The organism is Ahrensia marina, assembly GCF_042140245.1.
Lineage (GTDB): Bacteria > Pseudomonadota > Alphaproteobacteria > Rhizobiales > MH13 > MH13.
Map to the genome: position 1 here is coordinate 3,696,236 of NZ_CP159483.1, position 25,308 is coordinate 3,721,543.

The following is a 25,308-nucleotide window of genomic DNA, read 5'->3' on the forward strand; positions in this document are numbered from 1 at the left end:
TTAGACATAGCTAGGAGTAACCGACGATGGATCTTGGATTGAAAGGTCGACGGGCAATTGTGACCGCTGCAAGCCGCGGGCTTGGCCTGGCGACGGCGCGTTCTCTGGCACGCGAGGGTGTGTCGGTGGTGATGAATGCGCGCAGCGAAGGCCCTCTTGGCGAAGCGGCCCAAGCGATCCGTGATGAGTTCGGTGTTGACGCCATTCCCGTCGCTGCAGATTTCAACGACAAGCAAGGACGCGCAGCGATCTTAGACGCCGCCGGTAGATCCACCGACATTTTGGTGAACAATCCTGGCGTGCGTCAGGTGCCAACGCCTTACGATGAAATCTCAGCGGAGGACTGGCGCTACTGGCTTGAAGTGCATTTCCTGTCGTCGGTTGAAATGATGCAAGCTGTTGCGCCTGGCATGAAAGCGCAGGGCTTCGGGCGCATCGTCAACATGTCGGTGAGCTTCATCAAGTTTCCGCAAGTCGGGTTCGCCCACAGCCATGCAGCGCGCTTAGCGCTCTCAGGCGCATCGGCGGCCATGGTGCGCGAGCTGATCGGACACAATGTAACGATCAATACCGTTTGCCCCGGTCTGTTTGATACCGACGCGTTGCACACCAATCTTCACGGCCATGCCAAGCGCGGCAACACGACCTACGAGGCCATTGTGCAAGATCGTAAGGACAATTGTCCGGCCGGCCGATTTGCCGACCCATCCGAGTGCGGCGACCTCATTGCCTATCTCTGCTCGGCGCAAGCAGGCTTCATGTCTGGCCAAAACATCGTCAATGATGGCGGCGTTTATCAGGGGCTCTTCTGATGAAAAAAGTGGTGATGGTCTCTGGCGGCGGGCGCGGCCTTGGGGCTGCTATCACGCACAAGTTGCTTGATGACGGTTGGACAGTCTCGTTGGGACTGCGGGACCTTTCCCAAGCTGATGCTTTCTCCGGCCTGGTGTCAGCGCATCCCTTTGATGCAACCGACCCAGTGTCTGCCACCAACTGGGCCGACGCGACGCATGCCCAGCACGGACAAATTGATGCGCTGGTCAATAATGCTGGCATCTTGCGTATGGTGGACTTTGAGCAAGGCGACGAAGACGATCTGGATGACCTTTGGTCAATCAATGTCAAAGCACCGTTCCGCCTGATCAAGGCTACGCTGCCACATCTCAAAGCGGGCGGTCATGGTCGGGTGGTCAACATTGCCTCCACAGATGCCAAACGGTATCGCGCGGGAACATCGGTTGGCTACGCCATGACCAAACATGCGCTGCTGGCGATGACGCAAGCGGTGCGCCAAGCCGCATGGGATGATGGCGTGCGCGCCACAGCACTCTGCCCCGGCGCTATTGACACCGATCTTATTGCCGATCTGCCTAGTGTAACACCGAAAGCTGACCGCATGACCCCAGAAACCGTCGCCGGACTGGTCGCTATGCTGCTCGCACTGCCAAACCAGGCGAGCGTACCTGAACTGGTGGCCAACACCCGCCTGGAGAGCCTGATATGAGCCTTGATCCGCGCATCAATGATGAGTTGGCGGCCTGGGATCGAGACCACCTTCTCCACCCGACGACGCACACCGCCAACCATGCACGCGGCGACGTGCCCGGGCGGATCGTCACCGGCGGCGAAGGCGTTTACATCGAAGATCGCGATGGCAAACGGTACCTTGATGCCTTCGCCGCGCTCTACTGTGTCAACGCTGGCTATGGCCGCACCGAGATCGCCGATGCAATCTCGGAACAGGCGCACAAACTGGCCTTCTTCCATTCCTTTGCTGGCCAAGGCAATGAACCGGCCATCCGACTGGCCAAGATGATCATGGACCGCGCCCCCGATCACATGGCGCGGGTCTATTTTGGCCTGTCAGGGTCAGACGCCAATGAGACCAATGTGAAGCTTGCCTGGCAGTACAATGTTCTGCGCGGCAAACCTGAAAAGCGGAAGATCATCAGCCGTTGGCGCGCCTATCATGGGTCTGGGATCGTGTCAGGATCTATGACAGGCCTACAGTCTTACCATGCACGTTTTCACTTACCGCTCGATGGGTTCCTGCACACGCACAGCCCACAGTATCTGCGCCGCCCCGACGCCGATATGAGCGAGGCGGATTTCGTTAATTGGTTGATCGGTGATCTTGAAGCCATGATCGAGCGCGAGGGACCGGATACGATCTGTGCCTTCATTGGCGAGCCTGCCATGGGCACCGGTGGCATTATGCCCCCGCCTGAGAGCTACTGGGGGCGTGTTCAAGAGGTTTTGGAGCGCCACGACATTCTGCTGATCGCCGACGAAGTGGTGACCGGTTTTGGCCGTAGCGGCCAGATGTTCGGCTCGGAAACCTACGATCTAAAGCCCGACTTCATGACCATCGCCAAAGGGCTGACATCGGCCTATGCACCGCTCTCCGGTTCGATTATCTCACAGCGCGTTTTCGACGTGTTGATGCAGGGGACAGACGATTTCGGTCCGCTCGCCCATGGGTGGACCTACTCGGCACATCCGGTCAGTGCCGCCGCTGGGATCGCTACCCTCAATCTCATCGACGATATGGGCTTGGTGGAGAACGCGCGCGCGATGGGTCCGGTGTTCCAAGAAGCGCTCAAGGACGCTATGGATGGCCACCCGAATGTCGCGGAAGTACGTGGTGTCGGTTTGATGGCGGCGGTGGAGTTTGCTGCTGATCCAGCCACCCGTGACTGGTTCGCGCCCATGACGGTCGGCCCCAAAATCGCGGAAGCTATGACACAACGCGGCGTCATCGCGCGCGCCATGCCGGAAGCCAACACGGTCGGCTTTGCTCCACCGCTTTGCATCACACCTGATGAAATCACCATTGTCGCCCAAACCCTGCGTGCGGCAGCCGACGAGGTTCTTTCTCAATGAGCAATTTCGCATCCCTTGTTCGCCAATCGAACCTGATCAACGGGCAATGGGTGGGAGCCGACAACGGCCAAACCATTGATGTGACCGATCCAGCCACGGGCGAAACGATCGCTACGGTTCCAAACTCTGGCCAAGCTGAAACGCAACGCGCCATTGATGCCGCGCATGACGCCTTTCCCGCCTATGCAGGTCTTACACTTGGCGAACGCGTGGCGTTGATGCGCAAGCTGCACGATGCGATCCAGGACAATCTGGAAGACATGGCGCAGATGCTCACAGCCGAGCAAGGCAAACCTCTTGCTGAATCGCGCGCTGAAGTGGGCTCCTCCGCCGCCTATGTGCTGTGGTTTGCCGAAGAGGCCCGCCGCACCAATGGCGCGATCATCCCCTCGCCCATTGCTGGTCGCAAGCTGATGACCACCCGTCATCCGGTCGGTGTGGTGGCCGCGATCACCCCTTGGAACTTCCCCTCTTCCATGCTTGCCCGCAAGCTCGGTCCAGCGCTGGCTGCTGGCTGCACCGTGGTGGTGAAACCGGCCAGTGCCACGCCGCTTTCTGGCCTGGTGTGGGGGCATTTGGCTGAGCAAGTCGGCTTCCCAAAAGGTGTAGTGAACGTGCTCACTGGCAGCGCGCGTGCCATCGGCGGCGAGATTACGTCTAACCCCAAAGTGCGCAAAATCACCTTCACTGGCTCGACAGAAATCGGCAAACAGTTGCTTGCTGAAGCGTCGAGCACGGTAAAGCGCATGTCTATGGAACTTGGTGGGAACGCGCCCTTCATTGTGTTCGATGACGCTGATCTCGACAAAGCCGTGGATGGCGCGATCATCGCGAAGTTCCGCAATGCTGGGCAAACCTGCATCTGCACCAACCGGTTGTTTGTGCAAGCAGGCATCTACGACCGGTTCGTCAGAGCTTTTGCTGAACGCGTCTCGGCTATGAAGGTGGCGCCTGGTGCTGAAGACGGCTCAGAACAGGGTCCGTTGGTGGACGACGCGGCTCTCTCCAAAATCGAAGAGCTGGTCGAGGACGCTTTGTCCAAAGGCGGTGACTTGGTCACCGGCGGTGGTCGTCATGATCGCGGTGGTCTGTTCTATCAACCCACGGTCATCGGTAACGCGACCTCAGCCATGCGCGTCACCACAGAAGAAATTTTTGGCCCGGTTGCGCCGGTCTATCGCTTTGAGAGTGAAGAAGACGCCATCAAGGCCGCCAATGACACGGATTACGGATTGGCCTCGTATGCCTACACGCAGGATCTTGCCCGCGCGTTCCGTCTGCAAGACAAGCTTGAGTACGGCCTGATCGGCATCAATGAGGTGCTGATCGTGGCACCAGAGATTCCCTTTGGTGGCCTCAAAGAATCAGGCCTTGGCAAGGAAGGCTCCTGGCAGGGCATCGATGACTATCTGGAGACCAAATACACCTGCATTGGTGGCTTGTAAGCGCGCTTAGCCAAGCGAGGGCAACCAAAGGGCAAGGTTGGGAAACGCGATCAGCAACCCAACCAAAAGCAGCGAGCATGCGATGAATGGGATCGCAGCAACGTAGATGTCGCGCATCGTGGTGTCCGGCGGAGCAACTCCCTTCATCACAAACAGCAGCAATCCAAAAGGCGGCGTGGTGAAACTGATCTCCAACGCCAGCAGCATGATGAGCGCAAACCAGATCGGCTCAAACCCAAGGCTGATGGCCAGTGGGAAAAAGATCGGTACAGTGAGGAGCATGATGGAAATCTGTTCCATGAACATGCCCAAGGTCAGCAACACGCCGAACATGACGAGCAGCATCACAAGCGGGTCCAGGTCGAACCCAGTTGCCCAACCAATGAGCCCGCGTGAGGCACCTGAGAAGGCGAGAATCTGTGAGAAGGTCGCTGAGCCAAAGACAATCAGATAAGCCATCAGCGTGACCCGCAGTGCGCCATGGATCGACTTCTTCATCGCCTCCCAGGTGAAGCACCGGAAAACCACCGAGAGCAGGATCGCACCAAGCGCTCCAAAGGCAGCGGCTTCTGATGGCGTGGCAAAACCGATGATCATCAATGTGACGATGACCACCATCAAGCCGACCATCGGAACAACATCGGTCATCACCAGAGCAAGCTTCGCGCCGACCGATAGTCTGGGCACTTCGTAGGCAGGTGCGGCGCTCGGATCCATGCGCGTCATCACAAAGATCGCGATGATGTAAAGACCAGCGAGAATGAGGCCAGGCACAACGCCAGCGATGAGCAAGGCGCCGACATCGATCTGCGCCAAGGTTGCAAGCAGCACTGCCAGAGCCGAGGGCGGAATGATGATCGCTAGCCCACCGGTACCCAGGATCGGACCTATGGACATTTTCTTCTTGTAGCCACGCGCTGACATCTCCGGCACCATCAGCGACCCGAGCAAGGCCGTGGACCCCATGGACGAGCCGGATAGTGTGGAGAAGCCGGTGCCGCCAAGCACGGTGACATATGAGAGCCGCCCTGGGAGCTTGCCAAGCAACTGGTCAATCGCGTTGAACATGCGCTTGCCCAAGCCGGTGTGAAAAAACACCTCGCCCATCAACAAGAACAGCGGGATAGGCATCAGCGCGAACTTTGTTAGCGCGCCCAAACCATTGTTGAGGAGCAGCGCAACACCACGCTCTCCACCCATGAAAATCCATGCGCCAATGATGTTGGCCGCCAGGAAGGCGAGCGCAATGGGCATGCCCAGTGCCATAAGCGCCACGATGGCACCCAGTAGCAGAGCAAGCGCTTCATACCATTCCATGGTGCGCCCCCTCGAGACTTTTGGCGTCACTCATGAATGCCCGCCTCACCGGAGTGCAGAAGGTCACGACCAAACGTGAAGCGCGAAAACTCAATCGCCATCAGCCCAAATGAAATGGGAAACGCGATGGTCAAAAGCCAACGTGGGTAGAAGTAGGCACGCACATCAAAATCATTGCGCTCCAAATTGGTTGCCACCAGATCGATACCCTTCCAGGTGAGTATCAAGCACACGACCACGCAGGCAGCAGCCACCGCGCGGCTTAACAGACGGCGCAATGTCGCTGGCAAAACTGCGGTGACAAGCTCGATATGCACATGCCCTTTTTTGCGCACCAACCAGGGCGCGCCGAGCATGGTCATGTAGAGAATGGCGTATTCGGCTGACGTGAACAGCCAGGCAAAGGGCTGGATGCCTGCATTGCGCATCAGCACAGAGGTGATCACCGAGACCATCAGCCAGAGCAGCATGCTCGCCGCGATCAACGCCATTGCATCGACAAAGCGATCATAGAGGCGGGTTAGAAGAGCCATATCCGGAACCTGGTCGAGATGGCGCGGCTGCGGCATTTTTAAGCAAACGCCGCAGCCACTGTTTTGAACGTTAGTCCATCGCTGGATCGTAGAACAACTCGATCAAACGGTCATAATTGTCGGCGCCTTGAGGGCTTTCTTCCATCAGTGTGCGCATCCGGTTCCAGGTGGTGGAGCGGGCCGCTTCCAGATAGGCCGCGCGGGCATCGCCTTCCAGCGAGAACACCTGCATGCCGCCTTCTTCAAGAGCTGCAAAGTCCTCGTCACGCTTGGCCCGTAGGGCTTCAACGCTCATACGCTCGTGCTCAATGGCAACATCCTGAAGAATGGTCTGGGCTTCCTGCGAAAGACTGTTCCACTTCTCCAGATTGACGATCACGCCAAGATCGGTGGAGAAGAAGTTCGGCTCGATGCGCCAATTCAGAAACTCATTCCAGCGCAGATCGATCAGGCCAATTTGCGTCCAGCCGGTGGCATCCACCGTGCCACGCTCGAGCGCGGAGTAGACATCCCCAGTCGGAAGATCGATCACCTGGGCTTCCAGATAGTCTGTGAAGAAGGCGTTGTAGACCGCGTTACCGCGCAGGCGGATGTCGTCGATCACAAGGTTGCCGTCTTCGTCGACGCTCGGCTCATTGACTGACCAGAGATTGTAGGTGACGCCGGAGTCAAACCAACCGAGATAGTAAAGACCCATCTTCTCCTGATGGATCTCGTTGATGAGATCGATGCCACCATTTTCGCGTGTTTCAATAGCCGTGAGATTGGAGGCCACCAACGCATCTTTCTCTGGCAGCGCGCCGCCGTAGAAGGAACCAGGCGTGTAGACCATATCGACCACGCCATCGCGTACAGCGTCAGGCTGCTGGAACATGCCGATAGCTTCCGGGCCACCAAGCACGTCGATCTGGATGACGCCTTCGCCAGCCTCGTTGACCATGTCGACAAACGACAAAAAGCTTTGCGTGTAGATCAGCGTTTCAGGAAACGCGTGCACGGCCGTAATGGTCTCCTCAGCCCATGCCGCGCTGGCCATCATGGTGGATGCGGCAAGCGTGCCAACGATCAGAGTTTTTCTCATAGGTCCTCTCCTTTTGGGTTTCGGCGGCATTCTTGTTGACCGTCCGAAAAGTGGCGCATGCGCGCCGGTTGGGTTCTAGTTTGGTGGTGAAGGTTCTGTGCCCAGATAGGCCCATGCGCGCGTTGCCCGATCTTTCTGGGAGAAGGTTGCGATGGCTTCTCCGTACTGGGCCGTCAGGTCGATATCGTCCCATCCTTCGATGAGTTTGGTTCGCCATACAGGGTCGATTGCGAACGAAACCGTCAGGTCAGCGATCGTGACTTGACTGTTGTCCAGATCAATAGTCGCGGGATGCGCTGCTTTGTCCAAAGCTTTTGTGAGCTTATCACAATCATCCTCGCTCACGCGCGCCGGAAGAAGCCCATTGTTGACCGCATTGCCGGCAAAGATGTCACCAAAACTGGGTGCGACCACGGCTTTGATGCCGAAATCGATGAGTGCATAAACGGCAGCCTCACGCGAAGAGCCGCCACCGAAGTTGCGTCCGGTCACAAGAACGGATGCATCATGGTGTTGGTTCAACGGATGCTCGGCATACGCTTCTCCATTGGAGCCAAAGCGCAGATCATGCATCAGAAACCGGCCATAGCCTTCTGTGCGTGGTGTGGACATGAACCGTGCTGGAATGAGCTGATCAGTGTCGATGCCATCTATTGGCAATGCCACGGCCGATCCGGAATATGCTCGCCAACCCGCCATGATCAGGCCGCTCCCGCCAATGGACGATCTTTGAGAAAGGGACGTGCGTCAGTGAGTTCGCCTGCCACAGCCGCGGCTGCGACCATAGCTGGAGACATGAGATGCGTGCGTGCACCTGGCCCTTGGCGACCCCGGAAATTGCGATTGGTGGTCGAGGCGCAGCGTTTGCCGGGCGCGACGACATCGCCATTCATGGCAACGCACATGGAGCAGCCCGAAGCGACCCAGTCCAGACCGGCATCGGTGAAGATGCGATCAAGGCCTTCGGCTTCGGCAAGACGTTTCACGATCATGGAGCCGGGAGAAACGGTTCCAGGAACTTTAGCTTTGCGACCGGCCAAAATCACAGCCGCTGCGCGCAAGTCTTCGATGCGCGCATTTGTGCAGGAGCCGATAAACACCTGATCAATCGCAAGACCGTCGAGAGACTGCCCTGGCCTCAAGCCCATATAGTCAAGTGCATCGGTCGCTGCATCGGAAGGCACGGCGCTGGTGATTGGCGCTGCCTGCTCAGGCACGATGCCCCATGTCACCGTCGGCGCGATATCTGCTGCATCTATCTCGATCTCACGGTCAAAGGCTGCATCAGCGTCGCTTGCCAAGGACTGCCAGTCGTCCACCGCCTCATCCCACTGATTACCAGACGGTGCGAATGGACGCCCCTTGAGATACGCAAACGTTGTCTCGTCAGGCGTGATCACGCCACACTTGGCACCGCCCTCAATGGAAAGATTGCAAAGCGTCATCCGCGCTTCCATCGACAGCACACGCACGGCACTTCCAGCATATTCGATGGCATGGCCCCGCGCGCCATCAGAACCAAGTCTGGCGATCCAATGCAGCGCCATGTCCTTGGCGGTCACACCATCTGCCAGCACACCATTGAACGTGAGACGCATGGTTTTCGGGCGGGTCTGCCAGAGCGTTTGTGTCGCCAGAACATGGGCAACCTCGGTCGCGCCAATGCCAAAGGCATAAGCTCCAAAAGCACCATGGGTGGAGGTGTGGCTATCGCCACAAACGACCATCAGGCCCGGTAGTGTGAGACCTTGTTCCGGCCCCGTGACATGGACGATCCCCTGGCGTGGGTCGTTGAGACCGAAGTGGCGAATACCATGCGCGTGGGCGTTGGTTTCCAGCGTTGCAATCATGCGTTTGATGGAGTCACTGGCACCACCAGATGCACGCTCTCGTGTCGGCACGTAGTGGTCACTGACGGCGATGGTGAGTTCAGGATGGGCAACGTTTAACTCACGAGCTGCGAGCTTGCCAAAGGCGTGATGCGAGCCTTCGTGCACCAAGTGACGATCCACCCAGAGAAGCGAGGCGCCATCATCACGCCGCAACACCTCGTGGGTGCTCCAAAGCCGATCAAAGAGCGTTTTGCCGCTCATTGCGCCGCACGCCCTGAACCGTTCAAGCCAGTTTCAAGTTGGACGATCGGTTCCCAATGCCGGTTTTCGCCATCGCCAACTCGGTCCAGCGACATGGAGAGCTGGTACCGGTCTGGCCGGTAAGATGCGGCCAGATGTTCAACGCCTCGACCTTGCTCATCGCGCACCACACGCTCAAGCGAGAGAAGGGCCGAACCGGTCGGCACATCAAGTGCGCTGGCGATATCTGGAGCTGCAAGCGTCGCCGATACTGATTGCTGTGCGCTGTCGATCTGCACGCCACCCAATTCGAGCAAAGAGTACAATGGGCGCGTGGCAAGGTCGGCTTCAGAATAGCTGAGCGCCACGTCTTCAGGCACGTGCGTTACCAGATACGAGAACGGCTGACCGTCCAACAAGCGAACACGGACCGCACGTTGTATCCGCACACCTTCGGCAAGGCCGAGTGCATCAGCAATCGCAGAGCTGGCCGGCTGGTAGCCAAACTCCAAGAGACGGGCTTCAGTCTTAGCGCCCATTTCGGCTAAGTGCGGAACAAGATTGGCGATGTCGGCTTTAATCGTTTGGCGTGTTGCGCGGCCCGAACGCACGATAGAGCCGCTTCCGGCACGCTTCTCAATCAGCCCATCACCGGCCAGTGCCTCCAATGCACGGCGAATGGTCACGCGTGACACGCCATACGTATTCGCAAGCCTATGTTCACCGGGCAAATTCGCGCCGTCTTCAAGCACACCGCGCGCAATGTCATCCTTCAATTGCAGGTAAACGCGGCGCGCCTTTCCACCTTCAGGAATGCTGTCTGTCACGTCTGGCGTTGGCTTGAGGGCCATTGACAAAGCTCCGCGCTGATCAAGGTAAGCCTAGCGCCTGTTTTCTCAAATGCAAGAAACTCCGTTCAAAAAAATACAAAATTTTTGTCCTATGAAGAACTGTCAACCTGTCCTATAAACAGTACAGATTGTGACGGAGGCTCAATGTGCCATCAATTTCGGTGACGATGATCGAAGGCTATGATGACGAAGCCAAAGAACGGCTCTGCATAGCTTTAACAGGCGCAGTTCGACAGGTGCTGCCAGCCAATCCCGAAGGCATTGTTATCGCTCTTAACGAAGTGCCAGCCGCCAACTATATGCGCGGTGGTAAGCACAAGCAGCCTGCCCCAGCTTTACCCGATGCCGCCCGTTTGGTCCGCGAATTTTTGGGGCACATGGAAGCGCGTGACTTAAACGCCGCATCAGCCATGCTCGCCGACACGTTCACGATGGCCTTTCCTGGCGGCGTGAACATGAACACGCTTGACGAGCTGATCGCCTGGGCCAAGCCACGCTACCGGTTCGTGCGCAAAACCTATGAGCGCTTTGACACCGCATCAGGTGATGAAGGACCAACCGTCTATTGCTACGGCACGCTTTCAGGTGAGTGGCTGGATGGCGCAGTCTTCGAGGGCATTCGCTTCATCGACCGCTTCGAAATGGAAAATGGCCTGCTCACCCGCCAAGATGTTTGGAACGATATGGGCGAGGCGAAGAATGGCTGAGCCAGACATCGATCCCATCACGCTGGCTGTTCTTGCCGGGCGCATGGAACAGATCGCTGACGAAATGGACGCCACACTGTTTCGCAGTGCCTTCAACCCGATCATTGCCGAAGCGCATGATGCCTCGCACGGGCTTTACGATGCCCGGACAGGCGACACGCTAATACAAGGCAAGTCCGGCCTGCCAATTTTCGTTGGCGTGATGGCGTTTGCCGTCAAAGCTGTGATCGAGAAGGCGGCGCGCGACGGCGATCTGGCGGATGGCGACGTCTACATCTTCAACGATGCGCATATCGGTGGCACGCATCTTTCCGACATGCGACTGGTGCGCCCCTATTTTCGCGATGGTGAGCTGTTCTGCTATCTCGCCTCGGTCGGGCATTGGCACGATTTGGGCGGCGCAGTGCCAGGCAACTACAACCCGTCGGCCCGCGAGGTGTTTCAGGAAGCGGTGGTTCTGCCGCCGGTGAAGCTTGTGCGTGCCGGTGAAGTGCAAATCGACATCATCGACATCATCTTGCGCAATACGCGGCTCCCCCAGTCCGCCCGTGGTGACCTGAACGGTCAGCTTTCAGCGCTCGATCTCGGCGTCAAACGCCTGGACGCACTCCTTGATAGCTACGGCGCAGATACGGTAGGCGCCGCTTTTTCCAAGCTGGGCGACCGTGCCGAGGCGCTGATGCGCACCGAGCTTGCCGACCTGCCAGATGGGCGATGGGAAGCAACCGACTATCTCGACAATGATGGGATCACCGACACCGCCCTACCGATCAAGGTGACGCTGGAAGTGCGCGGCGATCAGCTCACCATAGATTTTAAAGGTACAGCGCCCGTTACTGCCGGGCCAGTGAACATCGCTCTGCCCACGACGATTGCCTGCTGCTACGTGGCGATCAAACATATCTTCCCCGCCCTGCCAGCCAATGCCGGTGTGATGCGACCGATCACCATCAATGTACCCGAGGGGTCGTTGCTGTCCGCTGAGTTCCCCGCACCGACCGGTGGCTACACTGAAACGATCCTGCGGATGATTGACGTGATCTTTTCGGCCGCAGCCAAAGCCGTACCCGAGCGCATCGTCGCCAATGCCTATGGCACCATCAACGCGCTTTCCATCGCGGGGCAGAAGGCCAATGGCCAACGCTGGGTGATGTTCTCTTTCTATGGCGGCGGTCATGGCGGCTCGATCGAAAACGATGGCCTCAACCATGGCAACGCGCCTATATCTACGGCGACGATCCCGCCTGCCGAAATTCTTGAAGCAGCCTACCCGGTGATGTTTCGGCAATGGGCGTTGCGGCCTGATAGCGCTGGCCATGGCACCCATCGTGGCGGGCTTGGCGCGGTCTACGAGATCGAGCTTTTGGAAGAGGAAGCCGAGGCTTTCCTGTTCGGAGAACGCGGACGTTTTGCCCCGCAGGGCGTTGCGGGTGGACAGGAAGCCGCCAAGAACGAGTTTGCCTACGAAACCGAAAAAGGTTGGGCTGAGCCTGCACTGGCCTCTAAGATGGTCGGCATCCCTTTAAAGCGCGGGCAGCGTGTTCGCTTGGAGACGCCAGGCGGCGGAGGTTACGGACCGCCTGAAGCGCGCGAACCGTCTGCCATCGCCCGCGATGTCGCGTTGGGTTTCCTTACCGAAACGTCCGCTGACAAGGCTTATGGTACCGCGTGGCGAGGTGCCGAATCATGAGCATTGTTGGCGTCGATGTCGGCGGAACGTTCACCGATATTTTTATTCTTGATGAGGCAACCGGTAAAGCGAGCGTTGCCAAGGTGCCAACCACGCGACCTGACCAATCCGGTGGTTTTCTTGCTGGCGTGCAAAGCGCAGGTGATGATCTTTCCGCGATGCGCACGGTGGTTCACGGCACCACCGCTGGCACCAACGCATTGCTGGAGCGCAAGGGTGCAAAGATCGGCCTCATTACCACCCAAGGCTTTCGCGACACGCTGGAGATGCGTCGCCGCGACCGCCGCGCGACATGGGGCCTGCGCGGCGATTTTAAACCCGTGGTGCCGCGCGACCGGCGCTTGGAAGTACCCGAACGCACGCTTGCCGATGGTAGCGTCGAAACGCCAGTGGACACCGCCACCGTTGAGGCTGCCGCGCGCGAACTGCTTGCGATGGGCTGTGAAGCTGTCGCGCTTATCTTCATCAACGCCTATGCCAACCCCGCCAACGAACAGGCCGCTGCGAAAGCCCTGCGCGCCGTTTGGCCCAATCCGCATGTGTCCGTTTCAAGTGAAATTTTGCCAGAAATTCGAGAGTTCGAGCGGACATCGACCACGGTGCTTAACGCCTATCTCCAACCCGAAGTGGCTGGATACTTGGGACGGTTGGAATCGGGTTTGCGCGACGGCGTGTTTGGCGGCGAGTTTTTGCTGGTCCAATCCAACGGCGGTGTCATGGCCGTGGACACGGCCTGTCGCTTGCCTGTGCGCACCGCATTGTCAGGTCCGGCAGCGGGTGTAATCGCAGCCGCCTACATCGCCACCAGCGCCGGTTACGACAACATCATTACTGGTGATGTCGGCGGCACAAGCTTTGACGTTTCACTGATCGCCGATGGTCAGTCGGCGTTGGCCGCGCAGACCAGTATCGATTTCGGCATGGTGGTGCGCACGCCGATGATCGAGATCACCACCATCGGTGCAGGCGGTGGCTCAATCGCCTGGGTGGACAAAGGCGGACTGCTCAACATCGGGCCGGAAAGTGCTGGCTCCAACCCCGGCCCGGTGGCCTATGGCCGTGGCAATGACCGCCCGACCGTGACAGATGCCAACATCGTGCTTGGCCGCATCGATGCGGAGAAACCCATTGGAGGTGGCCTCGATAGGCTGGACGTGGAGGCGGCACGAACGGCCATCGATACCCATGTTGGCGCGCCTCTTGGCTTGGAAACTGAAGATGCTGCCGAAGCCATTTTGAAAGTGGCCAACGCTCACATGGCAGGCGCCATTCGTCTGGTGAGCATTGAACGCGGGCATAACCCGCAAAACTTTTCTTTCATGCCCTTCGGCGGTGGAGGAGCGCTGCATGCCTGCGCACTGGTGGATGAGTGCGAGCTTGCTCGTGCACTCGTCCCACGCTTTCCGGGCGTAACATCAGCGCTTGGCTGCGTGATCGCCGATATGCGCCAAGATTTTGTACAGACAATCAACACAACCCTGGCAGCGCTTGATGAGGCCGAGCTTGGCATCATGATCCAAGCCCATGTCGATGAAGGCATGGCACTGCTTGATGCCTCTGGCGTGCAGTTCGGCGCACGAGATGTGCAGGTTGAACTGGATATGGCCTATGCCGGACAGACCCACACCGTGGCCGTGCCGATCACCGTTGAAATGACAGGTTCGCAGGTGATTGCGCCGACAATCGATACGATCCGAGATGCGTTTGAAAACGCCTATCGTGCCGCCTTCAACCGTCTGTTGGACGGCGGCGTACAACGCATTTTAAACTTGCGGACCAGCACGATTGGCAGGCGGCCAAGGTTCGACCTTTCCTCACTGGCACCGGATGATGCCAACGCCACCTCGATGCCCTATGGGTCACGCAGTGTGCGCATGAATGGCGCGTGGCATGACACCGCCCTTTACGACCGGCTGACGCTGCCCGTGGGCACGGTGATCGACGGTCCGGCAATTTTGACACAGCCCGATACGACCATCTTGGTGGAACCAGGCTTTCAAGGTCGGGTGGATAGTTTTGGCAATCTCATTCTTGAGCGGCGGACAGTATCATGAGCGATCTATCGGATTTCGATCCAGCCACGGCGGCGGTTCTGACGATCGATCTGCAAAACGATTTTCTGCACCTGGAAGGCGCTTACGGTCGCGCGGGGCAATCTGCGCCTGCCATTGCAGCGTTGCCGGACCGTGTGAAGCCGGTGGTCGATGCGGTGCGTGCGGCAGGTGGTCATTATGTTTCGGCACAATTCACGCTCGTGCCTGGACCAAACGATGAACCGCTGATTGCCCCGCATCTGAAAAAGCTTCGTCCGTTCCTCACCAAGGGTGATTTTGCGCCGGGCAGTTTCGGGCACACGCTTGTCAATGCGTTGGCGCCGGCGGACTATGTGGTGGAGAAGGTCGCCTATTCGGCCTTTTACCAGACGCGCCTTGAATACATTATGCGCGCGGTGGGCATTGAGACGCTGATCATCGGCGGCATCGTTACCAATGGTGGCGTGGCGTCGACGGTACGCGATGCCCATCTACGCAATGTAGACACCATATTGCTGTCAGACGGATGCGCGGCTTTCAAACAGGAGGTTCACGACGCGACCCTCATCTCGCTTGGCACGGTGACGCAGGTGATGTCGTGCACAGAGGCCATCGACTTGATCCAAGGAGCGCCCACATGACGTTGCGCGCGCGCCTGGCTGCTGACCCTATCCTCGTTGCACCTGGTGTCTATGACGCACTGACCGCCTCGCTGGCGGAAGCTGCAGGATTTAAAGCGCTGTATCTGTCTGGCGCTGCGGTCGCTTACACACGCCTTGGGCGCCCTGACATTGGCCTGACATCGGTCAATGAGATGACCGACACGATGGCGCTGATACGAGATCGGACAGCTCTTCCGGTCATCATTGATGCCGACACCGGATTCGGCAATGCGCTGAATGCCCAGCGCACCATGCGGCTTTATGAGCGTGCCGGGGCCAGCGCGCTTCAAATCGAAGATCAAACCTACCCGAAGCGCTGCGGGCACTTGGCCGACAAGTCACTGATCTCAACCGGTGAGATGACCGGCAAGATCAAAGCCATGGCAGATGCACGCGCGTCGGATGAGACGCTGATCATCGCCCGCACCGATGCCATCGCTGTTGAGGGTTTTGACGCGGCTCTGGACCGCGCTGAGAACTATGTCGACGCGGGGGCCGATGCCCTTTTCATCGAAGCGCCGCAGAGCATGGAACAACTCACCGGCATTGTGGATCGCTTCAAAGGCCGCGCACCGCTGATGGCCAATATGGTGGAAGGCGGCGCGACCCCGATGCGCACTGCAGCTGACCTGGAAGCCATTGGGTTCTCACTGGTCATCTTTCCTGGCGGAATCGTGCGGGCCATCGCTCGCACGGCTGAGGACTATTACGCCTCGCTCAGATCCAACGGCACAAACACGCCGTTCAAGGAGCGCATGTTTGATTTTTCCGCTCTCAACGAACGCCTTGGCACAGATGCAATGCTGGCCACGGGCAAGCGCTATGATGAGAGAGAGGGATGAGCGTTCTGCCGACACCGTCTAGTGAGGCTGACCTTGAGGTCGACACGCTGATCATCGGTGCAGGTTGCGCCGGGCTGGTTGCGGCGCTTGCGGCCCATGAGGCCGGCCAGGATGTGCTGGTGCTGGAACGCGATGCCGTGCCATCTGGGTCAACGGCGCTGAGTGCGGGGTTGATCCCTGCCGCAGGGACGGCGCAGCAAAAAGCCTCCGAGATCACCGACACGCCGGAACTGTTCGCCAGCGACATTATGAGAAAGGCCGATGGCGAGCCAGACCCGGAGTTGGTGCAAGCGCTCACCGAAAGTTCTGCTGAGGTGATCGCTTGGCTCACCGATACGCACGATCTGCCGTTCACGCTGGTCGATGATTTCGACTATCCGGGTCACAGACACCGCCGCATGCATGGGCTGCCATCGCGATCTGGTGAGGCGCTCATCAACGCACTGCGTGAAGCCTGTGAATCCAAAGGCATTCTGATCGCGGTCGAGCGTATCGTGGGCACCCTTTATGCCGACAACGATACTGTCACGGGTATACTCGCAACACTGCCAGACGGCAGCGAAGAGCATATCGCCTGTGGGCGACTGATCTTGGCCTGCAATGGCTTTGGTGGAAACACTGAGATGGTGCGAGATCTCACACCCGCTATCGCCGGTGCCCTCTATTTCGGCCACGAGGGCAACCAGGGCGATGCTATTGCCTGGGGCAAGTTGCTGGGCGCACAGATGGCCGATCTTGGGAGCTATCAAGGCCACGGCAACGTCGCCCACCCGCATGGTATTTTGATCACTTGGGCGGTGATCACCCAAGGCGGTTTCCAGGTGAACGCCAATGGTGAGCGCTTCTGGGATGAAAGCCAGGGCTATTCAGAAGCCGCGCGCCATGTGCTGGCACAACCAAACGGCCTTGCTTACGCTATTTTCGATGCACGCATCGCTGATATCGCTCGCCAGTTCAAAGACTTTGAGGACGCTGAAACACAAAGCGCTGTGAAGACGGCTGATACGGTCGAAGGACTGGCAGAAACGCTGGGACTGGATGCGGAGGCTCTTCAGACGAGTTTTGCCAGCGCGTCGGGCACCGATGCCTTTGGGCGAACTTTTGATCCTTCGCTCAACCTTGCTCCGCCCTACTGTGCAGTCAAAGTCACCGGCGCTTTGTTTCACACCCAGGGCGGGTTGAAAGTGGATGGAAACGCCCGCGTGTTGCACGCCGACGGCACGCCCTTTCCCAACCTCTTTGCAACTGGCGGAGCCGCCGGCGGGGTGTCCGGCTCCGCCGATAGCGGTTATCTTTCCGGCAACGGGCTTTTGAGCGCAGCTGTGCTCGGCTACCGCGCCGGTCGCTTTACACTGACAACAGGAGAGCATGCTCATGCTTGACGGAACAACCCAAGGACATGGCCCATCGCTTGCCCCGTTTGATTGGGCTGATCCCTTTCATCTGTCCGAACAGCTTTACGAAGATGAACGGCTGATCGTCGAAAGCGCGCGAGCTTACGCGACAGACAAGCTGATGCCGCGTGTCGAACATGCCTACCTCAATGAAGAGGTGGCGCCGGAGATTTTCGCCGAGATGGGCGCTATGGGCCTCTTGGGCGTTACGATCCCAGAGCAATATGGTGGCCTCGGCGCAGGCTATGTGAGCTACGGCCTGGTGGCACGTGAAGTGGAACGTGTGGATTCCGGCTATCGCTCGATGATGAGCGTGCAGTCCTCACTCGTCATGTATCCAATCAACGCGTACGGCTCAGATGCGCAGAAGGAAAAGTATCTTCCCAAGCTGGCTGCCGGTGAGCTGATTGGCTGCTTTGGCCTTACCGAACCTGACGCCGGGTCGGACCCGGCAGGCATGAAAACAACCGCCAAAAAGATCGATGGTGGTTACAGCCTCTCAGGCGCGAAGATGTGGATTTCCAACAGTCCGATCGCCGACGTGTTTGTGGTGTGGGCGAAATCAGAGGCTCACAACGGCAAAATCCGCGGCTTTGTTCTAGAAAAGGGCACGAAGGGTCTCGCTGCGCCCAAAACCAAGGGCAAGCTCTCCTTGCGCGCCTCTGTGACGGGCGAAATCGTCATGGACGAAGTGGAGGTTGGCGAAGACGCGGTCTTGCCAGGCGTTGAAGGCCTCAAGGGACCGTTTGGCTGCCTCAACCGCGCGCGATACGGCATCGCCTGGGGTGTGATGGGCGCTGCGGAAGACTGCTGGCATCGCGCCCGTTCTTACGGGCTGGAGCGGGTTCAGTTTGATCGTCCTATTGCGCAAACCCAGCTCTTCCAGAAGAAACTGGCCGACATGCAAACCGAGATTGCCCTGGGGCTTCAAGGCGCGTTGCGTCTGGGCCGGATGCTGGATGAAGGCACAGCAGCCCCGGAGATCATTTCGCTGATGAAGCGGAACAATTGCGGCAAAGCGCTCGATATTGCCCGCCACGCCCGCGATATGCACGGCGGCAACGGCATCATGGCCGAATATCATGTGATGCGGCACGCACAGAACCTTGAAACCGTGAACACTTATGAAGGCACGCACGACATCCATGCGCTGATCCTTGGACGTGCGCAAACAGGTTTGCAGGCATTCTTTTAGAGATCTTTGCTTCCAGCAGGCTTAGCCTTTGTCTTACTGGTCGACGTCGTGTCTTCCGTCTCGGACGGTGCAACGGGTGAAGCCTTGGAGGGACCAGTTTTTGCTATGGCCTTCATCTTGGCACCAAGTTCGTCCTGCCATGGGCCGAGCACCTCTCGGATACGCGCCAGATAGGCCTCATTCTCCGTCGGCGGAATGGTGACGTCATAAACATCGGCAACGCTGATCATCGCCGCGCGATCCATCTCTTGAAACGCCTCGGTCATGGCGTCGGCTTGTTCGCGTGACAGACCAAGCGCCTCAAAGGCAGACCGGCCCATGCGCAAGGAACTGTCATAGGTCTCGCGAATGATGTCGCGGCAACCGACGGCATAGAGATGATAGACATGGTCGCGGTCGATGGCCCGAGCCTGCACGTGCAGGTTGGGGTAGTTCTGCAACGCGTAGCGCACAAGCTCAGTAATCTGCTCTTTGTCGTCGATAGCGACCACAAGAAGTTTGGCCTCAGCAATGCCAGCCGCCGCCAACAGATCCGGCCGCGTGGCATCACCGAAATAGGTGCGAACGCCAAACTTCTTCAGATTGTCGATTTGCTTGGATGAAAAGTCGATGACGGTCGGATTGTAGCCTGCAGCAGACAGCATGCGATCGATGATGCCGCCAACACGGCCACGCCCAGCGATGATGACCTGGCTCGCTTCGTCAATCGCGTCCTGTTCACGCGCCTGAGCCTCATCAAAGCGCGGCGCGATCAGCTTGTCGTAGAGAATAAAGAGCGCGGGTGTGAGCAACATAGACAGCGCCACGACCAGCAATAATTGATCGGCCAACGCAGTTGGGATCACAGCGTTGGCAACCGTGAAGGACAGAAGCACGAAGCCAAACTCGCCCGCCTGGGCAAGACCAAGCGCAAACAACCACCGGTCAGAGCCTCTGATATTGAAGACAACAGCCAGCGCGAAAAGCACCGCGATCTTCAACGCCATCACGCCGAGGGTCAGCCCGATGGTGATGGTCAGATTGTCAAACAGCAGTGCGAAATTGACGCCCGCGCCCACGGTCATGAAGAACAGGCCAAGCAGCAAACCCTTGAAGGGTTCAATGTCGGATTCCAGCTCATGCCGATACTCGCTGTTGGCAAGCACAACGCCTGCCAAAAAAGTGCCGAGCGCCGGTGACAAGCCGACCAGCGACATGAGCAAAGCAATGCCGACCACCATCATCAATGCGGTTGCGGTGAACAGCTCACGTAGCTGGGCGATGGCGATGAAGCGGAAGATCGGACGGGTGAGCACGCTTCCGCCCAAAATCACGAAACCAATGGCGGCGAGCGTCACGATGGCGGCCTGCCAGCCTGGCAAACCAGCCACAAGGCTCATCCCAGAGCCGTGATCGCCTTCATGACCGTGCGCCGCATCACCATGCGCGACATCAGCCGCATGCTCACCAACAGTGCTTGCCACATCGATCAGTTCTGGCATGGCAAGAAGCGGGATGAGGGCCAGCATCGGGATAACGGCAATGTCCTGGAAAAGGAGCACCTGGAAGCTCGACTGACCGCCATCACTCTTCATCAGCCCTTTTTCGTTCAGCGTTTGCAAAACGATCGCGGTGGAAGACAGAGCGAAGACAAGGCCGATCGCCAGCGAGACTGTCCAAGGCTGACCAAACACCATGCACACTGCCATCACGGCCAGTGTTGTCAGTCCAACCTGCCCGCCGCCAAGGCCCAACAGCCGGGCGCGCATGGACCAAAGCAGCTTGGGTTCAAGCTCCAGACCGACCAAGAAAAGCATCATCACCACGCCAAACTCGGCGATGTGTTGGATGGCGATCACATCCACATGCAGAAAAGCCAGAACCGGAGAAATGACTATGCCAGCAATGAGATAGCCAAGCACTGAGCCAAGCCCAAGACGCGAGGCGATTGGCACGGCAACCACGCCTGCGATCAAAAATAGGAAAGTAAGAAGAAGAAGGTCCGTCACGTGCATCCCCCGATCGCCAAGCGCGAACAAGGGGCCACCCTATAGCGTATAAAGCCGATGAGACAATCAGAGCGTGTGTGGAACCGCAGCCCGCAATGCTGGGATCAGTGCGTCTGCCAACGCCCTTGGCTGTGAGATGTGAGGCGCGTGACCTGCGTCGAGTGCGATGTGCTTGAAACCGGGAACCGCTTTTTGCATAGCCTGCTGGATGGGGAGCAGAACGGAGAGGTCTTGCGCGCATTCAACATAGATGCGTGGAACTGTGCCGAAACGCTCAGCGGTCCATTCGGTTTTAAGCGCCCTGCCTGGTTCGGCCTGTGGGGTGAGGTTCTTCGCGCCTTGCAAAGCCTGGTCGAAGGGCATGTCATTGAGGAAAATCTTGGCACCAGCCTCCGGCGGAACCATGCTCACCGAGCGGTCTTCATTCCACTCCAGATAAGGTCCGATACCGAGCAGTCCGCGTTCCTCGGCCCTCTCCTCAGCCAAAACTGTTCCAAAACTCCAACCAGATGGCTGCATCATGCCAGCGATATAGGCGATGGCTTTGATGCGTTGCGGATAGCGCTCACCCAAGGCCGTGCCGACAACCCCACCCCCGGAATGCGCGATGATAAGAATGTCACCGTCCAGCTGCTCGATCAGGGCGCCAACGCGCGCCAGATAAAGATCAAGGCTGACGTCAGCCAGCGGCGTGTCATCGGCGCCGTTGCCTGGCAGGTCGATGGCGTGAGGGGCGAAACCAGCCTTCTCTAGAAGAGGCGCAAAATCATCCCACACCCAACTGCCCTGCCAAGCACCGTGAATGAGGATGATGTGAGATGGCTGCGACATAGGAGGTCTGATCTTTCGGGTCTGATCCCAAAGGCTTAGGCCAATCAGTGCCTGACTGGCTTTTGTTGTGCGGATGAGATGGGTAAAATCAATGCTGCACCAGCGAAGAGACAAGCGCGATAGGCGAGACAATGCAAGCGACAGGTTTTGATGCGACCGAATTTGAACGCTGGAGAGCGCTTGTCGATAAGGCACTGAGAGGCGCGCCGATCGAAAGCCTGACCAGTCAGAGCGATGAAGGCATCGCGATTGACCCGCTCTATGCGCCTGCAGACGGCCAAGGCATCGCCATGCGCGATGGTGGCACGCCATGGATTGTCGCGCAGCGCGTTGACCATCCTGAAGCTGAAGCCGCCTATGCCCAGACCATGGCCGAACTTGAAGGCGGAGCGTCTGGTCTGGTTTTGGTTAGCCAGGGTGCAGCTGGTTCGCTCGGTTATGGCATCGACCTTCAAGCATTGCCGAGCATCCTGGATGACGTGCTGGTGGATGCCGTCCGGCTGAAGCTGGAGCCATCGCCCGCCCGTGCCCGCGATGCACGTGCCCTGGCCGCCTATCTGGACGGTCGAACAACGCCCAACGCACATATCGCGGTGGACTTTGGTTTGGACCCGGCCAGTCTGCTCGCAAGCTCCGGTGGCTTGCGCGGCGATGGCCCATCGACCCGTGAGGCGCAGGCCCGCCACTTTGACCAACTGGCTGAGCACGGTTTCAAAGGAACAGTCTATCGCGCCGACGGTCGCGTGATCCACAATGGTGGCGGCACCGATGCCGATGAGCTGGCGTTTGTTCTGGCCTCGCTTGTGTTTGCGATGAAGAGTGGTGATGACTCGGCCCTTTCAGCGCAGAAAACCATGCTGGGTGTAGCCGCAGATGCCGACCAATTTGCCGGTATCGCCAAGCTGCGCGCGATACGCTTGCTGCATGCCAAGCTGATGGAAGCAGCCGGCATTGCACCCTTTGCACCGCACATTCACGCTGAAACATCCACCCGCATGCTCACTCGTCTTGATCCACATGTGAACATGTTGCGTGCCACAACGGCCGTGTTTGCCGCCGCTGTTGGTGGCGCTGATAGCATCACCGCCCTGCCCTTCAGCCAACCCCTAGGCTATCCTGATCCGTTCGCTCGTCGCACGGCGCGCAACACGCAGTTGGTGCTGATGGAAGAAAGCCATCTGCATCAGGTCGGTGATCCCGCCGCAGGCTCCGGTCTTTTTGAAAGCTACACGCAAGCGCTTTGCGAAAAGGCGTGGAAAGCTTTCCAAGCAATTGAACGCGAGGGCGGTGTTATCGAAGCGCTGGTGTCAGGACATATTCAGCAGAAGGTGAAAGCAGCGCGCGCCGACATGATTGAGGCTTTCGAGAGCGGCAGACGCCACCTGACGGGCACAACCATCTTCCAGTTGGAGACAGAATACCCTGTCGATGTCGAGGACGTCGCGCCGATCAATTTTCCTTTGAAAAACGGGCTGAAAACCTACGCCGAGCCGATTGCCCCTTGGCCTCGGAACCTTGGAAGCAAGGGAGCTTCATCATGAGCAGTTTGCCCGACTTCGCGACCCTGGCGACCCCAGACTTTTCAGGTCACGACACTCCGACCAAGGTCGAGGGAAATGACTGGCAAACGCCTGAAGGCATCGCCGTCAAACGCCGCTACGAGCGGAGCGATAGAGAAGGGCTGAGCCATACATCCAGCCTGCCCGGGTTGGCGCCCTATGTCCGTGGCCCCTACCCCACTATGTACGTTCAACGGCCCTGGACGGTGCGCCAATATGCCGGATTCTCCACCGCTGAAGCGTCCAACGCCTTCTACCGCCGCAACCTTGCCGCCGGGCAAAAAGGCCTTTCAGTCGCTTTTGACCTCGCGACTCATCGCGGCTACGATTCTGATCACCCGCGCGTCGCTGGTGATGTCGGCATGGCTGGTGTGGCCATCGACTCGATCCTGGACATGCGTCAGCTGTTCGATGGCATTCCGCTCGACACCATGTCGGTCTCCATGACGATGAACGGTGCGGTGCTGCCTGTTATGGCGCTCTACATCATCGCGGCGGAAGAACAGGGTGTTTCGCCGGACAAGCTCGCCGGGACCATTCAGAACGACATTCTGAAGGAGTTCATGGTCCGCAACACCTACATCTATCCGCCCTCGCCTTCGATGCGGATCATCTCCGATATCTTTGCCTTTACATCGAAGGAGATGCCGAAGTTCAACTCCATCTCGATCAGCGGCTATCACATGCAGGAGGCCGGTGCGACGGCGGATCTGGAGCTTGCCTACACGCTCGCCGATGGAATCGAGTACGCTCGCCGAGGCGTCGGCGCGGGCATGGATATCGACAGCTTTGCACCGCGGCTCTCCTTCTTCTGGGCCATCGGCATGAACTTCTTCATGGAAGTGGCCAAGCTGCGCGCCGGGCGGCTGCTGTGGTCGAAACTGATGCAGGATGAGTTCTCGCCAAGTAATCCAAAAAGCACGGCACTGCGCACCCATAGCCAGACTTCCGGCTGGTCGCTGACGGCGCAGGACGTCTACAACAATGTGATCCGCACGTGCGTCGAAGCCATGGCCGCCACCCAAGGCCATACGCAAAGCCTGCACACCAACGCGCTGGATGAAGCGCTTGCGCTGCCGACGGATTTCTCCGCCCGCATCGCCCGCAACACGCAGCTCTTTTTGCAGCTGGAAAGCGGCACGACGCGCGTGATCGACCCTTGGGGTGGATCCTACTTTGTTGAGCGGCTGACCCGCGACCTGACTGATCGGGCGATGGAGCATATCACCGAGATTGAAGAGCTGGGCGGTATGGCAAAGGCCATCGAAAAGGGCATCCCAAAAATGCGGATCGAGGAAGCGGCCGCCAAAACGCAGGCGCGAATCGACAGTGGCCAGCAGTCGATCATCGGGGTCAACAACTACAAGCCGGATCGCGAGCAGCCGCTGGATATCCTGAAAGTGGATAACGCTTCAGTACGCGAGCAGCAGCTAGAGAAACTGAATAGGCTGCGTTCCGAGCGCGATCAGACCGCCACGGATGCGGCCCTCACTGCGCTGACCAACGGAGCAGCAGCCGATGGCAACCTGCTGGCGCTCTGCGTTGTCGCGGCGCGCGCTGGGGCCACTGTCGGCGAGATGTCAGATGCTATGGAGAAGGTGTTTGGGCGCCACCGCGCCGAGATCAAAGCCATTTCTGGCGTCTACAAACGGGAGGCAGGCGAAATGTCCGACTCGATTCAGCGCGCCCTTGCGATGACCGATGCCTTTGAAGAGGCGGATGGCCGCCGCCCGCGCATACTGGTCGCGAAGATGGGCCAGGATGGGCATGACCGCGGCCAAAAGGTCATCGCGTCGGCCTTCGCTGATATCGGCTTCGACGTCGATATCGGCCCGCTGTTTGCCACGCCAGAGGAAGCCGCGCGCCAAGCGGTTGAGAACGACGTGCACATTGTTGGTGTGTCATCTCTGGCTGCTGGTCACCTGACCCTCGTTCCTGCCCTCAAAAGCGCGCTTGCCAATGAAGGCCGTAAGGACATCATGATTGTGGTTGGTGGTGTCATTCCACCACAAGACTTCGATGCGCTGAAAGAGGCGGGAGCCGCTGCAATCTTCCCACCCGGCACCGTGATCGCCGATGCGGCCTGCGAATTGCTGGAAGACCTCAACGCCAAGCTCGGCTATGCCCAACAAGCGGCAGAATAGTTTCACCGTCCGTCATCCCGGAAAGCCGTCAGGCTTATCCGGGACCCACACCGCCAAATTTTCAGCAGCCTCGTCGTTGCA

Annotated in this window: 21 protein-coding genes; 13 read left to right on the top strand and 8 right to left on the bottom strand. The window is 58.6% G+C overall.

Translation table 11 applies throughout. The annotated features are described in order from the left end of the window. Positions 1 to 26 precede the first annotated feature (26 nt). Genes ABWH92_RS17895 through ABWH92_RS17910 form a run of 4 tightly spaced genes read left to right on the top strand, consistent with a single transcriptional unit; the run spans position 27 to position 4,328 of the window. Positions 27 to 812, top strand: a complete 786-nt coding sequence (locus tag ABWH92_RS17895; RefSeq protein ID WP_375570719.1) for an SDR family oxidoreductase — start codon at positions 27 to 29, stop codon at positions 810 to 812. Next, positions 812 to 1,504 carry an SDR family NAD(P)-dependent oxidoreductase gene (locus ABWH92_RS17900; protein ID WP_375570721.1) on the top strand — a complete coding sequence of 231 codons (693 nt, stop codon included), beginning with the start codon at positions 812 to 814 and terminating at the stop codon, positions 1,502 to 1,504. The genes ABWH92_RS17895 and ABWH92_RS17900 overlap by 1 nt, the downstream gene beginning before the upstream one ends. After that, a complete protein-coding gene (locus ABWH92_RS17905; protein WP_375570723.1) occupies positions 1,501 to 2,883 on the top strand; it encodes an aminotransferase in 1,383 nt (460 codons plus the stop codon). Before ABWH92_RS17900 ends, ABWH92_RS17905 begins: the two co-directional genes overlap by 4 nt. After that, entirely contained in the window at positions 2,880 to 4,328 is a 1,449-nt protein-coding gene (locus tag ABWH92_RS17910; RefSeq protein ID WP_375570725.1) for an NAD-dependent succinate-semialdehyde dehydrogenase, read from the top strand. The genes ABWH92_RS17905 and ABWH92_RS17910 overlap by 4 nt, the downstream gene beginning before the upstream one ends. Before the next feature lie 6 nt (positions 4,329 to 4,334). Here the strand turns inward: ABWH92_RS17910 and ABWH92_RS17915 are convergent, their stop codons facing one another. The 6 genes from ABWH92_RS17915 to ABWH92_RS17940 all read right to left on the bottom strand — a co-directional run bounded on the left by ABWH92_RS17915 (position 4,335) and on the right by ABWH92_RS17940 (position 10,182). After that, entirely contained in the window at positions 4,335 to 5,645 is a 1,311-nt protein-coding gene (locus ABWH92_RS17915; protein WP_375570727.1) for a TRAP transporter large permease subunit, read from the bottom strand. Between the two features lie 26 nt (positions 5,646 to 5,671). Then, a complete protein-coding gene (locus ABWH92_RS17920) occupies positions 5,672 to 6,178 on the bottom strand; it encodes a TRAP transporter small permease (protein WP_375570729.1) in 507 nt (168 codons plus the stop codon). A 70-nt stretch (positions 6,179 to 6,248) separates the two neighbouring features. Further along, complete coding sequence (gene dctP, locus ABWH92_RS17925; protein WP_375570731.1) at positions 6,249 to 7,259, bottom strand: TRAP transporter substrate-binding protein DctP; 1,011 nt, start codon at positions 7,257 to 7,259, stop codon at positions 6,249 to 6,251. A 75-nt stretch (positions 7,260 to 7,334) separates the two neighbouring features. Then, positions 7,335 to 7,958, bottom strand: coding sequence for a 3-isopropylmalate dehydratase small subunit (gene leuD / locus ABWH92_RS17930; RefSeq protein WP_375570732.1), 624 nt, complete (start codon positions 7,956 to 7,958; stop codon positions 7,335 to 7,337). Between the two features lie 2 nt (positions 7,959 to 7,960). Further along, positions 7,961 to 9,352 (bottom strand): 3-isopropylmalate dehydratase large subunit, encoded by a 1,392-nt coding sequence (gene leuC, locus ABWH92_RS17935; RefSeq protein WP_375570734.1) that lies wholly within the window; start codon positions 9,350 to 9,352, stop codon positions 7,961 to 7,963. Then, complete coding sequence (locus ABWH92_RS17940) at positions 9,349 to 10,182, bottom strand: GntR family transcriptional regulator (RefSeq protein WP_375570736.1); 834 nt, start codon at positions 10,180 to 10,182, stop codon at positions 9,349 to 9,351. The genes leuC and ABWH92_RS17940 overlap by 4 nt, the downstream gene beginning before the upstream one ends. 146 nt (positions 10,183 to 10,328) lie before the next feature. Here ABWH92_RS17940 and ABWH92_RS17945 point away from each other — a divergent pair, with 146 nt between their 5' ends. The 7 genes from ABWH92_RS17945 to ABWH92_RS17975 are packed head-to-tail and all read left to right on the top strand — an operon-like array spanning position 10,329 to position 18,705. After that, positions 10,329 to 10,889: a tautomerase family protein gene (locus ABWH92_RS17945; protein WP_375570738.1), complete on the top strand. Its 561-nt coding sequence runs from the start codon at positions 10,329 to 10,331 to the stop codon at positions 10,887 to 10,889. Next, positions 10,882 to 12,579: a hydantoinase B/oxoprolinase family protein gene (locus ABWH92_RS17950; RefSeq protein ID WP_375570740.1), complete on the top strand. Its 1,698-nt coding sequence runs from the start codon at positions 10,882 to 10,884 to the stop codon at positions 12,577 to 12,579. Before ABWH92_RS17945 ends, ABWH92_RS17950 begins: the two co-directional genes overlap by 8 nt. After that, positions 12,576 to 14,633, top strand: coding sequence for a hydantoinase/oxoprolinase family protein (locus ABWH92_RS17955; protein ID WP_375570742.1), 2,058 nt, complete (start codon positions 12,576 to 12,578; stop codon positions 14,631 to 14,633). The genes ABWH92_RS17950 and ABWH92_RS17955 overlap by 4 nt, the downstream gene beginning before the upstream one ends. After that, entirely contained in the window at positions 14,630 to 15,253 is a 624-nt protein-coding gene (locus ABWH92_RS17960) for a cysteine hydrolase family protein (RefSeq protein ID WP_375570744.1), read from the top strand. The genes ABWH92_RS17955 and ABWH92_RS17960 overlap by 4 nt, the downstream gene beginning before the upstream one ends. Continuing rightward, positions 15,250 to 16,116: an oxaloacetate decarboxylase gene (locus ABWH92_RS17965; RefSeq protein ID WP_375570746.1), complete on the top strand. Its 867-nt coding sequence runs from the start codon at positions 15,250 to 15,252 to the stop codon at positions 16,114 to 16,116. Before ABWH92_RS17960 ends, ABWH92_RS17965 begins: the two co-directional genes overlap by 4 nt. After that, on the top strand, positions 16,113 to 17,498 hold the full coding sequence (locus ABWH92_RS17970; protein ID WP_375570748.1) for an FAD-dependent oxidoreductase: 1,386 nt from the start codon (positions 16,113 to 16,115) through the stop codon (positions 17,496 to 17,498). Before ABWH92_RS17965 ends, ABWH92_RS17970 begins: the two co-directional genes overlap by 4 nt. Then, complete coding sequence (locus tag ABWH92_RS17975; RefSeq protein WP_375570750.1) at positions 17,491 to 18,705, top strand: acyl-CoA dehydrogenase; 1,215 nt, start codon at positions 17,491 to 17,493, stop codon at positions 18,703 to 18,705. Before ABWH92_RS17970 ends, ABWH92_RS17975 begins: the two co-directional genes overlap by 8 nt. Here ABWH92_RS17975 and ABWH92_RS17980 read toward each other — a convergent pair. Both ABWH92_RS17980 and ABWH92_RS17985 read right to left on the bottom strand, forming a co-directional pair. After that, entirely contained in the window at positions 18,702 to 20,693 is a 1,992-nt protein-coding gene (locus ABWH92_RS17980; RefSeq protein WP_375570752.1) for a cation:proton antiporter, read from the bottom strand. The genes ABWH92_RS17975 and ABWH92_RS17980 overlap by 4 nt on opposite strands. Before the next feature lie 66 nt (positions 20,694 to 20,759). Continuing rightward, positions 20,760 to 21,524, bottom strand: coding sequence for an alpha/beta fold hydrolase (locus ABWH92_RS17985; RefSeq protein WP_375570754.1), 765 nt, complete (start codon positions 21,522 to 21,524; stop codon positions 20,760 to 20,762). Positions 21,525 to 21,655: 131 nt separating this feature from the next. On the opposite strand from ABWH92_RS17985, the gene ABWH92_RS17990 reads away from it, so the two are divergent. Together ABWH92_RS17990 and scpA are read left to right on the top strand one after the other, a co-directional pair. Beyond that, entirely contained in the window at positions 21,656 to 23,065 is a 1,410-nt protein-coding gene (locus tag ABWH92_RS17990; protein ID WP_375570756.1) for a methylmalonyl-CoA mutase family protein, read from the top strand. Next, positions 23,062 to 25,227 (top strand): methylmalonyl-CoA mutase, encoded by a 2,166-nt coding sequence (gene scpA / locus ABWH92_RS17995; protein ID WP_375570758.1) that lies wholly within the window; start codon positions 23,062 to 23,064, stop codon positions 25,225 to 25,227. Before ABWH92_RS17990 ends, scpA begins: the two co-directional genes overlap by 4 nt. Positions 25,228 to 25,308 lie beyond the last annotated feature (81 nt).

Bases quoted from the DNA above. Each gene is read 5' to 3' on its own strand.
- ABWH92_RS17915 (WP_375570727.1), bottom strand. From the start codon at position 5,645: ATGGAATGGTATGAAGCGCTTGCTCTGCTACTGGGTGCCATCGTGGCG.
- ABWH92_RS17905 (WP_375570723.1), top strand. From the start codon at position 1,501: ATGAGCCTTGATCCGCGCATCAATGATGAGTTGGCGGCCTGGGATCGA.
- ABWH92_RS17940 (WP_375570736.1), bottom strand. From the start codon at position 10,182: ATGGCCCTCAAGCCAACGCCAGACGTGACAGACAGCATTCCTGAAGGT.
- ABWH92_RS17910 (WP_375570725.1), top strand. From the start codon at position 2,880: ATGAGCAATTTCGCATCCCTTGTTCGCCAATCGAACCTGATCAACGGG.
- ABWH92_RS17900 (WP_375570721.1), top strand. From the start codon at position 812: ATGAAAAAAGTGGTGATGGTCTCTGGCGGCGGGCGCGGCCTTGGGGCT.
- ABWH92_RS17950 (WP_375570740.1), top strand. From the start codon at position 10,882: ATGGCTGAGCCAGACATCGATCCCATCACGCTGGCTGTTCTTGCCGGG.
- ABWH92_RS17985 (WP_375570754.1), bottom strand. From the start codon at position 21,524: ATGTCGCAGCCATCTCACATCATCCTCATTCACGGTGCTTGGCAGGGC.
- ABWH92_RS17955 (WP_375570742.1), top strand. From the start codon at position 12,576: ATGAGCATTGTTGGCGTCGATGTCGGCGGAACGTTCACCGATATTTTT.
- leuD (WP_375570732.1), bottom strand. From the start codon at position 7,958: ATGGCGGGTTGGCGAGCATATTCCGGATCGGCCGTGGCATTGCCAATA.
- ABWH92_RS17990 (WP_375570756.1), top strand. From the start codon at position 21,656: ATGCAAGCGACAGGTTTTGATGCGACCGAATTTGAACGCTGGAGAGCG.
- ABWH92_RS17895 (WP_375570719.1), top strand. From the start codon at position 27: ATGGATCTTGGATTGAAAGGTCGACGGGCAATTGTGACCGCTGCAAGC.
- ABWH92_RS17965 (WP_375570746.1), top strand. From the start codon at position 15,250: ATGACGTTGCGCGCGCGCCTGGCTGCTGACCCTATCCTCGTTGCACCT.
- ABWH92_RS17920 (WP_375570729.1), bottom strand. From the start codon at position 6,178: ATGGCTCTTCTAACCCGCCTCTATGATCGCTTTGTCGATGCAATGGCG.
- ABWH92_RS17970 (WP_375570748.1), top strand. From the start codon at position 16,113: ATGAGCGTTCTGCCGACACCGTCTAGTGAGGCTGACCTTGAGGTCGAC.
- scpA (WP_375570758.1), top strand. From the start codon at position 23,062: ATGAGCAGTTTGCCCGACTTCGCGACCCTGGCGACCCCAGACTTTTCA.
- ABWH92_RS17975 (WP_375570750.1), top strand. From the start codon at position 17,491: ATGCTTGACGGAACAACCCAAGGACATGGCCCATCGCTTGCCCCGTTT.
- ABWH92_RS17960 (WP_375570744.1), top strand. From the start codon at position 14,630: ATGAGCGATCTATCGGATTTCGATCCAGCCACGGCGGCGGTTCTGACG.
- dctP (WP_375570731.1), bottom strand. From the start codon at position 7,259: ATGAGAAAAACTCTGATCGTTGGCACGCTTGCCGCATCCACCATGATG.
- leuC (WP_375570734.1), bottom strand. From the start codon at position 9,352: ATGAGCGGCAAAACGCTCTTTGATCGGCTTTGGAGCACCCACGAGGTG.